The sequence below is a fragment of the Labrenzia sp. THAF35 genome, from assembly GCF_009363595.1.
GTDB lineage: Bacteria > Pseudomonadota > Alphaproteobacteria > Rhizobiales > Stappiaceae > Roseibium > Roseibium algicola.
On the sequence record NZ_CP045380.1, the window covers coordinates 5,307,153 to 5,325,267 of the forward strand.

The window sequence follows — 18,115 nt, forward strand, 5'->3', positions numbered from 1 at the left end:
TTACAAACGGTAGCAGGCACATAAGGACAAGGCGGCTTGCCGGTGAGTGACACAGCCGCTTGACCATGGAAGACCCGCCGCTGCCAAAGAACTTGAGGGGATCTGATAATGACACGCGATGAAGTTCTGGCCGTATTCCGCGAGGCCGGCGCCTTTCTGGAGGGTCACTTCATTCTGACCTCCGGTCTGCGCAGCCCGGTATTTCTGCAGAAGGCCCGCGTGTTCATGTATCCGGACAAGACGGAAAAGCTCTGCAAGGCACTCGCCGACAAGATCCGCGCCTCCGGCCTGGGCCAGATCGACTACATCGTATCGCCGGCGCTCGGTGGTCTTATTCCGGGCTACGAAACCGCCCGCCATCTTGGCGTTCCCGCCATGTGGGTGGAGCGCGAGGACGGGGAGTTTCGGCTGCGCCGCTTCGAAATGCCGCAAGGCGCCCGTGTCATTGTTGTAGAGGATATTGTCACGACCGGCCTATCGAGTCGGGAAACGGTAACCTCGTTGAAAGCTCTTGGTGCTGAAGTCCTGGGTGTTGCCTGCCTGATCGACCGCTCCGGCGGCGAGGCTGACGCCTCGGTTCCGGTGATTGCTCTGGCAGAATACAAGGTTCCGGCCTATGAACCTGACAACCTGCCGCCGGAACTTGCCGCCTTGCCAGCTGTCAAACCTGGCAGCCGCGGACTGAGCTGAACGATAAAAGACGGGAACGAACCTTAGACCATGCTGTTTCGCCGGAGAAATAGGCCAACACGGATTGAGCGACTGCGCGTTGCCGTCTGGCCCCGGAACAGCTGGGCGCGGTCGACCCGCTATTTCGGCAAGCGCGTCTTGCGCCTCACGGCGACACCCCACGCGATTGCCCTTGGCTTTGCCGCGGGCGCCTTCGCCTCCTGCACACCTCTTGTCGGCTTCCATTTCCTGACCGCTTTCGCACTTGCCTACCTGGTGCGCGGCAACATGATAGCAGCAGCGCTTGGAACGTCCGTCGGCAATCCACTGACGTTCCCGTTCATTTGGGCCTTCACCTTCAAAATCGGGCAGTGGATCATCCACGGGCGCGCTCCAAAGGCGGACCCGCATCAGGTTCACCAGCAGTTTCAGCAAGGTCTTTTCGAAAAATCTCTCGACGCGCTCTGGCCAATGCTCAAACCGATGTTCATCGGTGCGGTTCCTCTTGGATTGATCGTTGGAACGGTCTCCTATGTGGTCGTTTACAAGAGCGTCGAGGTCTACCAGCGCCGCCGCAGAAACAAGCTGGCCGACAAGGGCGCCGGCAAACATGGCCGTTTGTTCCCTGCCCCGGGCAACACTGTCGAAGAAGACGGCAGCGCTTGATTTTCGTGGACGACCTGTCCAACTAAGACCGGGACCAAGAACCCATCCCGCCGCAACCTGGAAAGCAAGGCCATGATCCTTGGAATTGGCAGCGATCTGATCGATATCCGCCGGATCGAGAAAACTCTCGAAAGATTCGGCGAGCGCTTTACCAACCGGGTCTTCACAGAAATCGAGCGGACAAAATCTGACAAGCGCGCCGAGCGCGCCGCATCCTATGCAAAACGGTTTGCGGCCAAGGAAGCCTGCTCGAAGGCACTTGGCAGCGGCATTCGCATGGGGGTCGCCTGGCGGGAAATGGGCGTGGTGAACCTTCCTTCTGGCAAACCCACCATTGCGCTGACCGGGGGCGCTGCCGAACGATTGCAGGCAATGGCGCCTGCCGGTTTCAGGACCACGATTGATCTGACCATTACGGATGATTATCCGCTTGCGCAGGCATTTGTCGTCATTTCGGCGTGGCCGACCGACTGGCCCGAACCGCCAAGGGCGGATTCCCCCTGAAAGCCCAGCCTCAAGGGCCTTCCTCTCATTGCGTTGGCAGGCGCTAGCGGATAAGAGTCCGGCTGTACGCGGCGATGCAGACCAGAACGCCGGACAAATTTGATCAAGGGACAAAATGAGCGTGACGGAAAACAAGAAGGATAAGGACAGCGGCCTCGCCGAAACCATCAAGGTTGTTGTCCAGGCGCTGTTGCTTGCCCTGATCGTGCGAACATTCCTGTTCCAGCCGTTTAACATTCCATCCGGCTCGATGAAGGATACCTTGCTGATCGGCGACTATCTGTTCGTCTCCAAATTCAGCTATGGATATTCCCGCTATTCCTTCCCTTTCGGCCTGGGCCCGTTCAGCGGTCGCATCTGGTCTTCCGAACCGGAACGCGGTGACGTCGCTGTTTTCAAGCTTCCGACCGACACGTCCGTGGACTACATCAAGCGCGTGATCGGACTGCCTGGCGATACCATTCAGGTGATCGACGGCGTGGTGCATATCAATGGCGAACCGGTCAAGCGCGAAAAGATCGATGATTTCATCGAACAGTCTCCATCCGGCATCGTACGCCGGGTTCCGCGCTATCGGGAAACCCTGCCGAACGGCGTTTCTTATGAAACCCTGGACCTGACGACACGCGGAGAGGTGGACAACACCCGCGAGTACAAGGTGCCCGAAGGCCATTACTTCATGATGGGCGACAACCGCGATAACTCCGTCGACAGCCGTTATCTGAACAGGGTCGGCTACGTTCCGTTCGAAAACTTCATGGGCCGTGCCGAAATCCTGTTCTTCTCCGTCAAGGACGGAACTCCTGCCTGGCATATCTGGTCCTGGCCGTGGAGCGTTCGCTGGGAACGGATTGGCCGGACACTCTAACCGGGGCTTTGGCGGAACGCCGCCGAAGCAGGCTGCATGAAAAGACAACTGCATCAACCAGGTCCGATTTCGGCCCTGAAAACGGCACTGCAATACGAGTTTCAGGACCTGGAACTCCTGCGGGTCGCGCTGACTCATGCCAGTGCCCTTGCACCGTCTGAAACAGTGTCGGGCAGTTATCAGCGTCTGGAGTTCCTTGGCGACCGGGTTCTCGGCCTCGTGATAGCTTCCATGCTGCACAAGCATTTTCCCAAGGCTGACGAAGGTGAGTTGGCGCGGCGCTTCAACCACATGGTCAAGCGCGAAACCTGCGCGGAAATCGCCCAGGAACTTGGTGTCGGCGATGCGATGCGCATCGGGCTTGCAGAAGCACAGACCGGGGGCCGGAAGAAAACCGCCCTGCTCGCCGATATTTGCGAGTCTGTCATTGCCGCGATTTACCTGGACGGCGGGTTTGAGGCAGCCGAAAGCTTCATTACGCGCCTTTGGGAGCCGCGTATGCTATCCTGGTCGGGTCCACTGCGCGACGCCAAGACAACGCTGCAGGAATGGGCACAATCGAAGAGCCTGCCGACACCGCGATATGATGTAACAGGCCGGGACGGACCGGACCACGCACCGAATTTCACCGTGTCGGTGACCGTTCAGGGGCTGCCGCCAGGCGAAGGCAAGGGTGGTTCCAAACGGATTGCGGAACAGAATGCGGCAGAGGCCGTATTGCGCCGGGAAGGCGTCTGGAAGGAATAAGACAGCTTGAACGAAAACACGACCAACGATGGTCCGATGGACGAAGATGACGACAACGGCTTTCAGGCCCCCACCGGCCGTTTCGACATGCCGCTGCCCGAGCCGCTGCCGGAGATGCCTGCTGATACCAGGGCGGGTTTCATTGCCCTGATAGGCGCGCCTAACGCCGGCAAATCGACGCTGATCAATCAGCTTGTCGGCACCAAGGTCTCCATCGTTACGCACAAGGTGCAGACAACACGCACCATTGTGCGTGGCGTGGCCATGCACGGCGCGGCACAGCTGGTGTTCATCGACACGCCGGGCATTTTCAAGCCCAAGCGCCGGCTCGATCGCGCCATGGTCGACACCGCCTGGGGCGGTGCGCGCGATGCCGACCTGATCGCGCTTCTGGTCGATGCCCGCAAAGGCCTGACCGAGGAAGTGGAGAACATCCTCAAGCGCCTGTCCAGCCAGCAGGCACCGAAGGTTCTGATCCTCAACAAGACCGATGTCGCCAAGCGTGAAAAACTTCTTCAGCTGGCGCAGAAGATCAACGAATTCGTCTCTTTTGAAGAAACCTTCATGGTCTCGGCTCTGACCGGCGACGGCACCGAAACCATCCTGGACTATTTCGCGTCCAAGGTTCCGGACGGCCCCTGGCTCTTTCCGGAAGACCAGCCGTCGGACCTGCCCCTGCGCATTCTTGCCGCCGAAATCACCCGCGAAAAGCTGTTCGAGCGCCTGCATGAGGAACTGCCCTATATCTCCACCGTGGAGACGGAACAGTGGCAGGCCCGCAAGGATGGGTCGGCCCGGATCGAACAGACCATCTACGTGGAGCGGGACAGCCAGAAGTCCATCGTGCTCGGCAAACGCGGACAGACGATCAAGGCGATTTCACAGGCAGCACGCGAAGAGCTCTCGGAAATCATCGAAGCTCCCGTCCACCTGTTCCTGTTCGTGAAGGTTCGGGAGAACTGGGCGGACGATCCGGAGCGTTACCGGGAAATGGGACTGGAATTTCCGAAATAATTTGCGCGGATCGCCGAATCCGCCAAACTCCCGGCCTGACATGAAACGGGAAACGGCCCTTGGAATGGAGCGGACGCGGCGTGGTGCTGACCACCCGCAAACACGGCGAAAACGATGTCATTCTGGAGGCCATGACGCTGGATCATGGCCGCCACCTCGGTCTCGTCCGTGGTGGCCGCTCTCGGCGGCACCGGCCTGTTCTGCAGCCCGGCAACGAGCTTACCCTCACCTGGAAGGCACGCCTTTCCGACCATCTCGGTCAATTTCACATAGAGCCGGAAACCCTGCGGGCGGGTGACCTCATGACCAGCAGCCTCGGTCTGGCCGCGCTTCAGCATCTGGCCTTTCTGCTCCGTCTCCTGCCCGAACGCCACGCCTACCCGAGACTGTTCAATGCGCTAACGGTGGTTCTGGACCATCTGGAGGCTTCGGACGCGGCAGCCGCGCTTCTGGTCCGTTTCGAGCTTGAGGTATTGCGCGACCTCGGCATCGGTCTCGATCTTTCGTCCTGCGCCGCCACAGGCAGCAACGAAGACCTGGCTTACGTGTCGCCGAAATCCGCCCGTGCGGTCTGCCGGGAAGCCGGCACGCCCTATCATGACCGTCTGCTGCCCCTGCCCGGCTTTCTTCTTGAGGGGCAACGGCAGGCCGGTAGTGAGCTGACCTGGGCTGATGTCACCCAGGGGTTCGACCTGACAAGCTTTTTTCTGAACAGATACCTGCAGGAACATGGCACCAGGGACGGCGGCACGCGAAGCCAGGTACTCTCCGCCCTTGAGAAGCGTTACCGAACCGAATTTCCCTGGAATTTCTGACCGTTCAGGGTCACGTGCTAACTTGAACCCGGCTGCTGCGGCTGCCACAGCGAACTGCCCTCGCCTTTCGGAAGAAGGATCATCTCAACGACAGCGGAGACCCCACTCAGCGGTACATATCCGATGTAATCCGTGTAACGACTGTCGACCGAATTGTCCCGATTGTCGCCCATTACAAACAGATGACCGTCGGGCACGACATATTCTCTTGTCGTGTCCATTTCTCCTTGCGGATCGAGATCCAGAACTTCGTAACTTCTACCGTTTGGCAAAGTTTCCCTGAACCGCGGAGCAGAGATCTCTGAGCCGTCTCGATGCTCGTAGCGATAGTCTGCAAGGGCCTGACGTGGAACAGGCACATCATTGATCAGCACCACGCCGTCCTGAAGCCGTATGCGCTCGCCAGGCAAGCCGATGACCCTTTTCATATAATCGTTCGCTCTTTTGGCGGCGATAGTGAAAACGATTACGTCTCCGCGGACTGGCTCATAGTGCTCGCCCATTGAGGGGAAGATTTTTGTCGCAAGAACAACTTCATCGACCTCCAGGGTCGGACGCATGTTGCTTGAAAGATTGGAATAGGTTTTCAGGCGCAGCAGGTAAAAATCGTTCCAGGACACCGCGACCGCGACCAGAACCAGCGCTACCAAACCGACCAAGAGCCAGCGAAAAGATTTGCGTTTGGAAGCCATGCCCCCCCCAGCAAAGGAACCACACGATTGGCAGTGCGGCTGAATAAACCTTTCGACGGTCTAAGGGACGGTGCTGATTCCTACAATCCTTTCCTGCAACCAAAGGTATTTAGACGACGCGCCTTCATCCTGCCTGGGCAGCCTCCAAAGCAACCGGAGGGTCGTCCGATTGCATAGTGCCGCTGGAAAGGGTCATGCCTTTGGCAAACAGGCGTCCAAGATCCGCTTCGGAAAGCGGCCTGGAAAACAGGTAGCCCTGCACTTCGCTTGTGCCGAGACTTTTTAGAACGGACAGTTCTTCTTCCGTTTCAACGCCTTCGACAACGCAGGCAATGCCCATGTCGCGGCTGAGGGCCAACAGCGACTTGACGATGCCATATCCGGCTGTATCCGGCCGAATTCCGTGGACGAAACTTCGATCGACCTTGATGCAGTCGAGGGGCAGCTTGTGAACATGGGAAAGGCTCGAATAACCGGTGCCGAAATCGTCGAGTGACAGACGGATCCCGGTTTCCTTCAAGGCCAGGATCGCCCGGCTCGCTTCCTTGAAATCCCACATCACGGAAGTTTCCGTCACTTCGCAATGCAGTCGCCCTGGCTCAAATCCGAAGCTCGCCAACAGGTCGAGTATCTCCTGCACGAAACCACGGGACGACAGGTTGCTTGCCGACAGGTTGAAAGACAGCTTCAGATCGGCTGGCCAGTGACGAGCGGCTTCAAGCGCCTTGCGCAACAAGACCAGCGTCAGCCTGTTGATCACTCCGCAACGTTCGGCAATCGGGATGAACTCACCTGGCGGCACATTGCCCAGCAACGGACTGTTCCAACGGGCAAGACATTCCACACCCGTAATCCGATTGTGTGCCACATCCACGATCGGTTGAAAGGCAACCGACAATTCGGCTTCAATGTCCGCCGACTGCAGCGCCTGGGTAACTCTGGCGTGGGACAGCATCTGTTCGCTGTGGCGCGGTCCGAAGACGGCAACCGGCTCGTTCCGATTGAGTTTTGCTTCCTGGAGAACGTAGACGGCGTGTTCCAGCAGGTCCGTCGGTGACAGAACGCTTTCATCCAGATGAGCTATACCGGCGGCATAGTTCAGCTTCATGCTGGCTTCCGGCAGTTGGCAACTCTCCGCAAACAATTCGTCAAAGAAACTGCTGACATCCGAAAAGGCTGCTTCGTCCCCAACGGCTAATAATGCGAACTCGTCACCGGCAATCCGGGCCACGAACATTTGCGGCGCGAGCTTGGATTTCAGCCGCCGCACGACCTCAAGAAGGATCTGATCTCCGGTGTTGAGCCCATAGATGTTGTTGATGGCCCTGAGGCCTCCCAGATCGAATACGCATAACGACAGCGGTTCTCCCGACTGGCGAGCCGACCTGAAGCTTTGGTCCAGTTCCAGAAGAAAGCAACGCCGGTTGGGCAGACCGGTCATGTGATCGTGGTTCGCGATGTAGTAGTTCAGATCACTCAGTTTCTGGGTTTCATCCTGCTTGTGTTCCAGTTCCTCGGAATGACGTTTCAGATCCCTGCCCGTGCGGATCAGTTTGATGAAGCCGCGATAGTGGTTGTTCAGGATGAAGAAGGCCCCCATGGAAGCCGCTATTCCATAGAGCGCGAAATAGGTGAAGACATGCTCGCCTGCGATGGCAAAGTATATAAAATACAAGGTGTTGGCGCAGAAGGCGTTGATGAGGGCAACCGCGCGAAAATGGATCAGGCAGAAAAGCAGCACCAGATTGGCGACGGCAATCGTGAAGACCACCTGAACCTGCAGGTATGGCCCGCCATAGGGAAAAAGCGACAGAACCCAGACCGAGAAAATCGCAGGCGAAACCACCGCCAGGACCTTGGCCTGCTTCTGCCAGGCAAGAATTTCAGCGTGGCTCGGCGTTTCTTTCTGGCGCCTGCGAACCGTCACGATCCGCTGCACGGCGAAGGCGGTCACGAGTAGCGGCACCACAAGCGTCAGAGCGATCGGAGCAACCGACCAGTGCGTCACCGACAAACCCCAACCGCCAGCCAGGCTCATCATGTAGAGGAACGGTGTCTGGCGCTGGATGAACTGATATTGCGCAAGGGCAACGTCCGGGTCGCCACTATCACCAGCAACCCACGTTTTGAAAGCCGTCACGGCCGACGTCAACCAGTTTGAACCCATTCAGGCATGTTCCAAAGTTTAACCCGGCATCGGTAAAATCCGCAGCCTTTCTTGGATTAATACCGCTCTCTCCTTGACATGACATTAAGGAAGCTTCGCAGTTTTCGATATTTTACTTCGAGTTTTTCTTTGAATGGACTTCTTGCTCGCACGCCTTCCGTACTCTCCTGCCTTCGCCTGTGGCGGATAGAAATTCACCCACAGACGTGTGAAATCCGTTGAAAATCCGCTGTTCCCGGCCATTCGAGGCAGTTAGCGAATTGCACCTCGTGCCTGAAACAGCTAGCAAGCAAGTATGGGAAAAGAGACGACACCGCCGCCAAGCGGCATTGAGAGCATCAATCTCAAGAATGCGCTGGAAGAGCGCTATCTGGCCTATGCACTGTCGACCATCATGCACCGGGCCTTGCCGGATGTGCGCGACGGTTTGAAACCCGTGCACAGGCGCCTGCTTTACGCAATGCGCCTTTTGAAACTGGACCCTGGGTCCGGCTTCAAGAAATGTGCCCGTGTTGTTGGTGACGTGATCGGTAAATACCACCCGCACGGCGACCAGGCGGTCTACGATGCCCTCGTTCGTCTCGCCCAGGACTTCGCGCAGCGCTATCCGCTGATCGACGGACAGGGCAACTTCGGCAACGTTGACGGCGATAACGCGGCTGCCATGCGTTACACCGAAGCGCGCATGACCGACACGGCCAAACGGCTGCTGGACGGCCTGGACGAGAACGCCGTCGATTTCCGTGAGACCTATGACGGTGAGGACAAGGAGCCGATCGTTCTGCCGGGCGGCTTTCCGAACCTTCTCGGCAACGGTTCGTCGGGCATTGCCGTTGGCATGGCGACCTCCATTCCGCCGCACAATGCGTTCGAGCTCTGTGAAGCCTGCCAACACCTGATCAAGAACCCGAATGCGGAAACCGGCGAGCTGCTGGAGTACATCAAGGGCCCGGATTTCCCGACCGGCGGTCTTCTGGTGTCGGACCAGGGGTCCATTCGCGAGGCCTATGAAACCGGACGCGGCAGTTTCCGCGTTCGTGCCCGCTGGGAAGTGGAAGATCTCGGCCGCGGGCAATGGGCGATCGTCGTCACCGAGATCCCCTATCAGGTGCAGAAATCGCGGCTGATCGAAAAGATTGCCGAACTGCTGACGGCGCGCAAGCTGCCGCTTCTTGACGATATCCGCGATGAATCTGCCGAAGATATCCGCATCGTCCTGGTACCGCGTTCGCGCAATGTCGACGCAAACATCCTCATGGAATCCCTGTTCAAGCTGACGGACCTGGAAAACCGGTTCTCCTTGAACATGAACGTCCTTTCCATGGGCAAGGTGCCGATGGTCATGGGCCTGAAACAGGTCCTGCGCGAATGGCTGGATCACCGCAAGGAAGTGCTGATCCGCCGTTCCGAGTACCGTCTCGGCCAGATCAACCACCGTCTGGAAGTTCTGGAAGGCTATCTCGTCGCCTATCTGAACCTGGACGAGGTCATTCGCATCATCCGCGAAGAGGACGAACCCAAAGCCGAACTGATGCAGACTTTCGAGCTGTCGGACGTTCAGGCGGAAGCCATCCTCAACATGCGCCTGCGCTCCTTGCGCAAGCTTGAAGAAATGGAAATCCGCAAGGAACACGACAAGCTGTCGGCCGAGAAGGACGACCTGACCAAACTGCTCGGTTCCGATGCGCGTCAGTGGACCAAGATCTCCAAGGAAATTGCGGAAATCTCCAAGGTCTATGGCCCTGAAACCGAAATCGGCAAGCGGCGAACCGACAAGTCCGAAGCTCCGGAAACGGACCTGATCGACATCCAGCAGGCGATGATCGAAAAGGAACCGATCACCGTCATCATTTCCGAAAAGGGCTGGATCCGGGCGATGAAAGGTCACCAGACGGACCTTTCCGGTGTTGCGTTCAAGCAAGGCGACAAACTGAAACTGTCACTCCACGCCGAGACGACGGACAAGATCCTGCTGTTCTCCACCGGAGGCAAGTTCTTCACGCTTGGTGCCGACCGCCTGCCTGGCGGACGCGGCCATGGCGAGCCGATACGTCTGATGGTGGAAATGGACGAAGCACAGGACGTGGTCAACGCCTTCGTTCACAAACCTGGCCGAAACCTGCTCCTGGCAACCACCGAAGCGCGTGGTTTTGTCGTCAGCGAGGACGACGTCGTTGCCAACACGCGCAAGGGCAAGCAGGTTCTCAACCTCAGCGCTCCGGCGGAAGCCTCGATCTGTGTCGAGGCATCGGGTGACCAAGTGGCCATCATCGGTGAAAACCGGAAACTGCTGGTATTCCCGATGGCACAGATCCCGCAAATGGGTCGCGGCCGCGGCGTCCGCCTGCAGCGCTACCGGGACGGCAACATCTCGGACATTCGGGTCTTCAAGGGTGAAGACGGCCTGACCTGGACCGACAGTTCCGGCCGCAGTTTTACCCGGACAATGGAAGAGCTTGCGGACTGGCGCGGCGAACGCGGTCAGGCCGGTCGCCTGCCACCCACGGGCTTCCCGCGGTCGAACAAGTTCGGGCCGAGCAAGCTTTAAGGCAAAGCCCCCGGTCGTTTTCCGATCGGGCTAAGCCATACTGGCGGCGCAAAGCTGCCGCCAGTGACCGGGTGTCATCCCGAATGTTCGCTTGAAGTGACGTGTCAGATGACTTTGATCCGCAAAGCCGCTGGCAAAAGCCGCGTCGGCAAGTGACGCTCCCTGATGCAGCTCGGTCTTGGCCTTCTCAAGACGCCGCATGACGAGATACCGGTGCGGGCTCGTTCCAAAGACCTTTCGAAACTGCCGCGACAGGGAAAACCTGTCCATCTGCGCCAGGTCCTCCAGTTCCTCCATGGCTACACGGTCTGCACAGCCTTCTCTCAAGTACTCGGCGCAGGCCTTGAGGGACGGCCAGTTCAATGAGGAGACACTTGCCATGCGGTCATCGGCATGACGAGCCAGGCAAGCTGCCAGATCCGCAATCAGGCAGTCGCGCCGGAAAGGCCCCATCTCGTGATCGATATCGGTCAGGGCGTCCGCCAGATCTTTCCTGAAGCCTGCGTCGGAGATGACGGGTGAGCCGATAAACGGCAGGCGCGCGTTGCCCGAGGCAGCCAGGGTTTCACAAATCAGCTCCGGTGGAATGTAGATCATGCGGTAGCGGAGCCCGCGTTCAGTCCCTGCACCACCATCATGCAGTTCGTCCGGATGAATGACGATCACCTGCCCCGGCAGCGAAGCACGTTTCTCACCGCGATAACTGAAGGTCTGTACGCCGCTCAGGGTCAAACCGATGGCGTAGGTGTCGTGCCGGTGAGGTGTAAAGCCGTTGCCGTGAAACCGGGCGTCAATGCGCTCGATCCCCTCTTCCGGTGGCGCTACCTGGATCCTGTCCGCTTCCACTTCGCACAAACGTTCAAGACCACTCGGCTTCGGCTCCGCTAGGTCCTTGCTTTCGCCTTCAAGATGAAATCCCCGCGTGGAGTTGAAAGTCATGTTCGAAACCAAGTTCGTCGTTGTTGTCCGAGAAGATCTCGCTGTCTGGCAGAAGCTGAATGTGACTGCTTTCTTGTCAACCGGCGTTGCCGCTGCAAAGCCCGGCATAATCGGCGAACCCTATAGCGATGCGGCGACCAATGTCTATCACCCGATGAGTGTTCAGCCGATCATCGTCCTGAGTGCCGACGCGGAAACACTCGGCAAGATCCACAAGCGGACGTTGGACCGTTCTGTTCCGGCAAGTCTTTACATCGAGGAAATGTTCTCCACGGGCCATGACAGTGCGAACCGGGAGGTCTTTTCGCGCTTTGGCCCGGATGATGCAAAAGTGGTCGGCATTGCCTTTCATGCGGACAAGAAGGTCGCAGACAAAATTTCCAAAGGCGCGAAGATGCATGCCTGAACACCTTCAGACTTTGCAAGCCTCGAAAATTACCCCCCTCCCGCCTTCTTCAAAAGTCGGATCAATCTTCACTCGACTGCGCATGTCTTTTCCGGGCACTGTGGGGCAAAGAAAACCCGGGAGGACTTATGATAGGGGCGTTCACGTTCAATACCAGTCAGCGCATCGTCTTCGAAAATGGAGCAGCTGCGAACCTGGCAAGCCACGCGGCTTCCTTTCTGGGGCCGCGCCCCTTTCTGGTAACGGATCCCGGCATTGTTTCCCTCGGCCTGCAGGCGTCCTGCGAGGCATCCCTGGTCGGAGCGGGGCAAGACATCGCCCGGTTCAGTGACGTCATCGCCGATCCGCCGCGGTCCCTGGTCGATGCCGCCGTGGACGCGGCTCGCTCGCACGGCGCAACGTCGATCATCGGCTACGGCGGAGGTTCCTCCCTGGATGTTGCAAAGCTTGTCGCGCTGCTGCTTGGCAGCAACGAGGACCTGGACGAAGCCTGGGGCATAGGAAACGCCAAGGGGCCACGACTGCCCCTGATCCTCGTTCCGACCACAGCAGGAACCGGCTCCGAGGTCACTCCGATCTCGATCATTACAGTCGGGGATGAGGAAAAGCGCGGCGTCGTTTCTCCTTTCCTTCTTCCCGATCTCGCGATCCTCGACCCGCTGCTGACGCTTGGCCTGCCGGGCCCGGTCACTGCGGCAACGGGGATAGATGCCATGGTCCACGCGATCGAGGGATACGCCTCGAAATCCGTAAACAACAACCCCGTCTCCCGAACGCTTGCCGTTGAAGCCTTGAAGCTGCTTGGCGCCAACATTGAAAAGGCCGTGTTCACACCGGACGACAGGGACGCACGTGGCGCGATGTTGCTCGGCTCCATGCTTGCCGGCATGGCCTTTGCCAATTCACCGGTGGCCGCGGTTCATGCGCTTGCCTATCCCATCGGCGGCACGTTTCACGTCCCTCACGGGCTATCCAACGCGCTGGTTCTGCCACATGTCCTGAAGTTCAATAACGCTGTTGCTTCAGAAACTTATGCCGAGATTGCGCCAATTGTTTTCCCTGGACTTGCCGAGGTAAACGATGCCAGGGCGCGCTCTGACCTGTTTGCAGATAACCTGGCAGACCTGGCTGCAAAACTGGGCCTTCAAACACGCCTGCGCGATGTCGGAATCAACGAGACTGATCTGCCCAAAATGGCGAGCGACGCCATGAAGCAAACCCGCCTGCTGGTCAACAACCCGCGGGAGCTTGGCGAAACGGACGCGCTTGAAATCTACAGGGCGGCGCTATGAACATCACAGCTCATCCACAAGCGGCCAGACCGGAACCTTTAAACAGGTCCGATTTCAAAGCTTTTCAACATATCCCCACAAGGTGGATGGATGTGGACATCTACGGGCACGTCAACAACGTTCAGTATTTGAGCTTTTTCGATACGGCTGTTAACAGCTGGTACGTTGATAAGAAACTGCTCGACCCGCTAAAAAGCCCCGAGATCTTTCTGGTGGTGGAAACCGGCTGCCATTACTTCGCCGAACTAACCTTTCCCGCCATCATATCCGCAGGACTGAAGGTTGAAAAACTTGGCTCAACTTCTGTAATTTTCAGGGTTGGATTGTTTGCCGGCGAAAGCCAGACGACAGCAGCTCACGGCCGCTTTGTCCATGTCCACGTGGCCCGTGAAACACGCAGACCCTGCCCTATTCCCGACTGGAAACGGGAAATCCTGGTAGGTTTGACGGCTTAGATCCCGGACAAGTTCGTCGAGACGGTTACACTGCGAATGCTCACAGGCAATCCACGGGAAAAGTCCGGGATGGGCGTTTCCACTACCCACAGGCACTGCACAGCTCTTCCACACGTTATGCGCAAGCTTTCAACAGGTTACGCGCAGTCATGGAATTGTCACGCAGCGCCGCTGTGGATAGCGAAAATCAGCTGAAGTTCTTCATCAAGCGGGACTTTTCGCGCTGCCAATCGCGTTTCTTCTCAGTCTCGCGCTTGTCATGCAGCTTTTTACCCCGGGCAAGGGCCAATTCCAGCTTTGCCCGGCCCTGCTCATTGAAATAGAGCTTGAGTGGGACAATCGTCTTGCCGTCCTTCTGGACGGCACCAGCCAACTTGCCGATCTCGCGCTTGTGCAGCAGCAGTTTGCGCGGACGGCGCGGTTCGTGATTGAACCGATTGGCCTGCAGGTATTCTGGAATATAGACGTTGTAGATCCAGATCTCGCCCTTATGTTCGGCGGCGTAGGATTCTGCAATATTCGCCTTGCCGTTGCGCAGCGATTTGACCTCGGTGCCCTTCAGCTCGATGCCTGCTTCCAGCGTATCTTCGATTTCGAAATTGAACCGGGCTTTCCGGTTGTCGGAAATGATTGTCCGCCCCGGATCGCCCCCTTTTCTCGGAGCCATTTTTTTCCTTCCGGCGCCAGCGCCTTGAAGTTCGGTTCGTCTCGAAAAGGCAAACAATCGAGACGAACGTCAGTTCCCGGCAGCCAGTGCCATTCCTTTTCCGGTCAGTTGATCAGCCCTGCGTGTGCCATTGCAGCGCGGATCTCGGCTTGTGCTGCTTCCGTCACCGGCAGAAGAGGCAGCCGCAGCTCTTCGTCCACCTTGCCAAGCAGGGAAAGCGCGTATTTTGCGCCGCCCGGGCTCGGCTCCAGGAACATGGCCCGGTGAAGCGGTGCCAGGCGATCCTGATACTCAAGTGCCTTCTTGTAATCACCGGCAAGCGTCGCAGCCTGGAATTCCGCACACAGCCGGGGCGCTACGTTGGCGGTCACGGAAATGCAACCGACACCACCATGAGCATTGAAGGCAAGTGCGGAGATATCTTCACCGGACAGCTGGACGAAATCCGGTCCACACAGATGGCGCTGACGGCTGGCCTTTGCCATGTCAGCCGTTGCATCCTTGACGCCCTTGATGTTCTCGCAGGTTTCAAACAGCTCTGCCATCGTTTCCGGCAGCATGTCGACAATCGAGCGGCCTGGAATGTTGTAGATGAAGATCGGGATGCCGACGGCATCGTTGACGGCCTTGAAATGGGCCTTCATGCCAGCCTGGTTCGGCTTGTTGTAGTAAGGCGTCACGACCAGCAGCGCATTGGCGCCGGCCTTTTCGGCGTGTTGCGCGAAGTCGATTGCTTCGATCGTATTGTTGGAACCTGCGCCCGCCATGACGGGAACGCGGCCCGCGGCCGCTTCTACACACAGTTCGACAACGCGCTTGTGTTCATCATGGGTCAGCGTCGGGCTTTCGCCGGTCGTGCCCACTGGCACGAGACCGGAGGAACCTTCAGCGATCTGCCAGTCCACGAACTCCTGAAACCGTTTCTCATCGAGCGCTCCGTCCTTAAACGGGGTAATCAGCGCTGGAATTGAACCTTTAAACATCTCGGTTTCCTCTTGGATGACTGTCGTGGTTCCGACGGGCGGAAGGGCATCTGTTTCAGATGGAGGCGCAACATACTCATCTGCCGAACAAGGAGCAATGGTTCCAATGCTATAGAACTGCTGCTTTTCGACTTTTCTTGCCTTAACTGCGCTCTTCCAGCGACACCTGACCTCATCTTTTCAATGCCTGATACGAAGTCTTCCTATTGGCACCCGCCCGCAATCCACTCTATCTTTGAAAAAAACAACTTTTGGATGGAAACGTTACGGGAGACACCCATGACTTCTGCGCCGCAAGAAGCGCTTGTCAGCTCCAGCACCGCCCCGATGCCCCCAGTAGTAGACTTTACCTGGAAGAGCCCGGATGGCCTTACCTTGTCAGGCTGCGAGTGGCCGTCTGCCAAACCGGCATCAGACGAGGCAGCGTCGCCTATTCCCGTTCTCTGCCTGCCGGGGCTTTCCAGAAATACGCGAGATTTCAATGAGATCGCGCGTTTCCTTCAAACTTGCGGCCACAGGGTCATCGCCCTCGACTATAGGGGACGAGGCAAGAGCGACTGGGATCCCGATTGGCGCAATTACGCCTTGACCGTTGAAGACAAGGACATCGATGCTGCCATTGCAGAACTTGGACTGGACCGTTTTGCCGTTCTTGGAACTTCACGGGGTGGCTTGCATGCCCTGGCAATGGGCTTGCGTTATCCCGCATCCCGAATGGCGGCCGTGATCTTCAATGACATTGGTCCGCATATCGAGATGCGCGCGATCCACCGGATCGCCGCAACACTCGGCCACCACATGAAATGCGCCTCCCATGAAGACGTCGCAGCCAACCTGGAACACACGCTCGGATATCAATTCCCTGCCTTCGGAAAGGCTGACTGGCTCAAGCTGGCCGGCCAGCTTTCGAGCGAGCAGGACGGACATGTGATGATGGACTACGACCCCGCCCTCGCCCATCAATTGGCAAGTCTCGATGATGCCACGCCCACACCCGACCTCTGGCCTCTTTACGAAAAGCTGACCGATAGACCGGTTCTGGTGCTTCGCGGCGAACATTCGGATCTGCTGAGCCCGGAAACATGTCGGCGGATGACGGACAACCACCCGAACGCCACAGCAAAAACCATTCCCGGCCAAGGACATGCCCCTGTTCTGTGGGATGGCGAGACGCACAAGACGATTTCGGATTTTCTGAAAAGCGTTTGAATCTGGCGGCCACCTGGCCTTGTTCCGCTTAGCTCTTCTGAGCTGCTGAGCTGCTGAGCTGCTGAGCTGCTGAGCTGCTGAGCTGCTGAGCTGCTGCGACACTCTGTACGTCGCATTGTACAGTTCTTTTTACCCGACAAGACAAAAGAAAACCCGGCGTTTCCGCCGGGTTTCCCATCAAACCTCGAGTGAGGATTGATTAGAAGGTGCGCTGCATACGAACACCGAAGAGGAGTTCGTCAACGTCAGATGCGTTGTCCGGGTCGGTGTTGGCGTAACCAACGTCAGCACCCATTACGAAGCCAGAGACCGGCTCCCACTGTACGGAACCGTCGATTGCCCAACGGGACAGGTCGGTTGCGCCGTTCGGCTGATCGATGTCCATGTAGGAACCGTCGAGAGCAAGACCGATCGTGGAAGTTGCCTGGATGTAAGCACCAGCCGACAGGGAGTAGCCGGTGGAGGTGCCGCTGGTCGGGCCGTAATCGGAGACTGCTACGCCGCCAACGGTGCTGCCTGCGCCGATGTAGGACAGAGCGCCGTCTGCGTAGAAGCCCTGGAAGAAGATGTTGGAACCCGGGGAAGCCATCGGGATGTTGACAGCAACACCACCGCCGATTGCCCAACCGAGGGAATCGTCAGCACCGTTGTTGGTTGCGCCGGTCTGGTGTGCGTTTGCACGATCCGGGTAAACCTGGTGCAGAGCACCGGACAGCTGTGCAGAACCCCAGCCCTGGGAAACGCCGAGAGCAGCGACCAGGTCCGGTGCACGAGTGCCGCCGTAGGTGCCAACTTCACGATGCGAACGATCTTCCAGAGCGATCGTAGCGGAGAAGCCGTTGCCGAAAGCTGCAGTGTAAGCGATCTGGTTGACCGTCTGGTCGGACCAGTTACGGCTAACAACACCCATGAAGGTCTGACCGGTGAAGATGTCGAAGTTCGAGGTCAGAAGACCTGCGGTCAGGCCGCCCCACTGGATGTAGGCGTTATCGAGGCTGGCAGAGTTCGCACCGTTGGTGACGGTGGAGTACATGGAGACGTATGCACGCAGGGTACCGAATTCGGTTGCAGTGCGAGCGTCCAGGTACAGGTAGCCGCGAGACAGCCAGGAGTAGCCGTCGGAATCACGGTTGCCCCAAGCGCCGTTGTCCAGCGTGTTGTTGACGATTACCTGGGTACGAACACGGCCGCCAACGCGGAGGCAGGTTTCGGTGCCCGGGATGTAGTAGAAGCGTGCGCCGTAAGCGTCACAGACGCGAACGTAATCAACCGGCTCCGGAGCAACCGGAAGATCGGCTGCCTGTGCGGTGGTGGCAGCAGCAGCAGCTGCAGCGCCGAGCATCAAGCTCTTGAGTTTCATATCTGACCTCCAATCAGTCATTTCAATTGGCACCAAAGAAAAGCGCCATTGTCCCCGCGAATTGTTTCTGAGTTTGCCACCGACCGGAGGTTGGACGTCCGAGGCAGACAAATC

Annotated in this window: 18 protein-coding genes; 12 read left to right on the top strand and 6 right to left on the bottom strand. The window is 58.0% G+C overall.

Annotation, left to right across the window (positions count from 1 at the left end):
* Window positions 1–108: 108 nt before the first annotated feature.
* The 7 genes from pyrE to recO all read left to right on the top strand — a co-directional run bounded on the left by pyrE (window position 109) and on the right by recO (window position 5,283).
* Window positions 109–690 carry an orotate phosphoribosyltransferase gene (pyrE, locus tag FIU93_RS24450; RefSeq protein ID WP_023003787.1) on the top strand — a complete coding sequence of 194 codons (582 nt, stop codon included), beginning with the start codon at window positions 109–111 and terminating at the stop codon, window positions 688–690.
* A gap of 30 nt (window positions 691–720) precedes the next feature.
* On the top strand, window positions 721–1,335 hold the full coding sequence (locus tag FIU93_RS24455) for a DUF2062 domain-containing protein (protein ID WP_031270631.1): 615 nt from the start codon (window positions 721–723) through the stop codon (window positions 1,333–1,335).
* A 72-nt stretch (window positions 1,336–1,407) separates the two neighbouring features.
* Complete coding sequence (gene acpS, locus FIU93_RS24460) at window positions 1,408–1,839, top strand: holo-ACP synthase (RefSeq protein ID WP_023003785.1); 432 nt, start codon at window positions 1,408–1,410, stop codon at window positions 1,837–1,839.
* Window positions 1,840–1,954: 115 nt separating this feature from the next.
* Entirely contained in the window at window positions 1,955–2,707 is a 753-nt protein-coding gene (gene lepB / locus FIU93_RS24465) for a signal peptidase I (protein ID WP_023003784.1), read from the top strand.
* A gap of 36 nt (window positions 2,708–2,743) precedes the next feature.
* The gene (gene rnc / locus FIU93_RS24470; RefSeq protein WP_023003783.1) at window positions 2,744–3,454 is read left to right on the top strand and encodes a ribonuclease III; all 711 of its coding nucleotides are present in this window, start codon (window positions 2,744–2,746) and stop codon (window positions 3,452–3,454) included.
* Window positions 3,455–3,541: 87 nt separating this feature from the next.
* Window positions 3,542–4,468 (top strand): GTPase Era, encoded by a 927-nt coding sequence (gene era, locus FIU93_RS24475; protein WP_173017448.1) that lies wholly within the window; start codon window positions 3,542–3,544, stop codon window positions 4,466–4,468.
* A 59-nt stretch (window positions 4,469–4,527) separates the two neighbouring features.
* A complete protein-coding gene (gene recO / locus FIU93_RS24480; RefSeq protein ID WP_055653434.1) occupies window positions 4,528–5,283 on the top strand; it encodes a DNA repair protein RecO in 756 nt (251 codons plus the stop codon).
* 17 nt (window positions 5,284–5,300) lie between these two features.
* On the opposite strand, the gene lepB (FIU93_RS24485) is transcribed toward recO, so the two are convergent.
* Window positions 5,301–5,975 (bottom strand): signal peptidase I, encoded by a 675-nt coding sequence (lepB, locus tag FIU93_RS24485; RefSeq protein WP_055653432.1) that lies wholly within the window; start codon window positions 5,973–5,975, stop codon window positions 5,301–5,303.
* Between the two features lie 124 nt (window positions 5,976–6,099).
* A complete protein-coding gene (locus tag FIU93_RS24490; protein ID WP_173017401.1) occupies window positions 6,100–8,115 on the bottom strand; it encodes an EAL domain-containing protein in 2,016 nt (671 codons plus the stop codon).
* A gap of 322 nt (window positions 8,116–8,437) precedes the next feature.
* Between FIU93_RS24490 and parC the strand changes: the two genes are divergently transcribed.
* Window positions 8,438–10,690: a DNA topoisomerase IV subunit A gene (gene parC / locus FIU93_RS24495; RefSeq protein ID WP_055653428.1), complete on the top strand. Its 2,253-nt coding sequence runs from the start codon at window positions 8,438–8,440 to the stop codon at window positions 10,688–10,690.
* 30 nt (window positions 10,691–10,720) lie between these two features.
* On the opposite strand, the gene FIU93_RS24500 is transcribed toward parC, so the two are convergent.
* Entirely contained in the window at window positions 10,721–11,629 is a 909-nt protein-coding gene (locus tag FIU93_RS24500; protein WP_152507031.1) for an AraC family transcriptional regulator, read from the bottom strand.
* On the opposite strand from FIU93_RS24500, the gene FIU93_RS24505 reads away from it, so the two are divergent.
* From FIU93_RS24505 to FIU93_RS24515, 3 genes are all read left to right on the top strand, one after another.
* Complete coding sequence (locus FIU93_RS24505) at window positions 11,628–12,035, top strand: DUF2000 family protein (protein WP_023003776.1); 408 nt, start codon at window positions 11,628–11,630, stop codon at window positions 12,033–12,035. The two genes, FIU93_RS24500 and FIU93_RS24505, sit on opposite strands and share 2 nt — an antisense overlap.
* A gap of 128 nt (window positions 12,036–12,163) precedes the next feature.
* Window positions 12,164–13,327 carry an iron-containing alcohol dehydrogenase gene (locus FIU93_RS24510; RefSeq protein ID WP_152507032.1) on the top strand — a complete coding sequence of 388 codons (1,164 nt, stop codon included), beginning with the start codon at window positions 12,164–12,166 and terminating at the stop codon, window positions 13,325–13,327.
* The gene (locus tag FIU93_RS24515; RefSeq protein ID WP_173017402.1) at window positions 13,324–13,782 is read left to right on the top strand and encodes a thioesterase family protein; all 459 of its coding nucleotides are present in this window, start codon (window positions 13,324–13,326) and stop codon (window positions 13,780–13,782) included. The genes FIU93_RS24510 and FIU93_RS24515 overlap by 4 nt, the downstream gene beginning before the upstream one ends.
* 187 nt (window positions 13,783–13,969) lie before the next feature.
* Here FIU93_RS24515 and smpB read toward each other — a convergent pair whose 3' ends face one another.
* The gene (gene smpB / locus FIU93_RS24520; protein WP_023003773.1) at window positions 13,970–14,449 is read right to left on the bottom strand and encodes an SsrA-binding protein SmpB; all 480 of its coding nucleotides are present in this window, start codon (window positions 14,447–14,449) and stop codon (window positions 13,970–13,972) included.
* 104 nt (window positions 14,450–14,553) lie between these two features.
* Window positions 14,554–15,432, bottom strand: coding sequence for a 4-hydroxy-tetrahydrodipicolinate synthase (gene dapA, locus FIU93_RS24525; RefSeq protein ID WP_023003772.1), 879 nt, complete (start codon window positions 15,430–15,432; stop codon window positions 14,554–14,556).
* A 279-nt stretch (window positions 15,433–15,711) separates the two neighbouring features.
* On the opposite strand from dapA, the gene FIU93_RS24530 reads away from it, so the two are divergent.
* Window positions 15,712–16,641 carry an alpha/beta hydrolase gene (locus FIU93_RS24530; RefSeq protein ID WP_152507033.1) on the top strand — a complete coding sequence of 310 codons (930 nt, stop codon included), beginning with the start codon at window positions 15,712–15,714 and terminating at the stop codon, window positions 16,639–16,641.
* Between the two features lie 199 nt (window positions 16,642–16,840).
* Here FIU93_RS24530 and FIU93_RS24535 read toward each other — a convergent pair whose 3' ends face one another.
* On the bottom strand, window positions 16,841–18,001 hold the full coding sequence (locus FIU93_RS24535; RefSeq protein WP_077290282.1) for a porin: 1,161 nt from the start codon (window positions 17,999–18,001) through the stop codon (window positions 16,841–16,843).
* Between the last annotated feature and the right edge of the window lie 114 nt (window positions 18,002–18,115).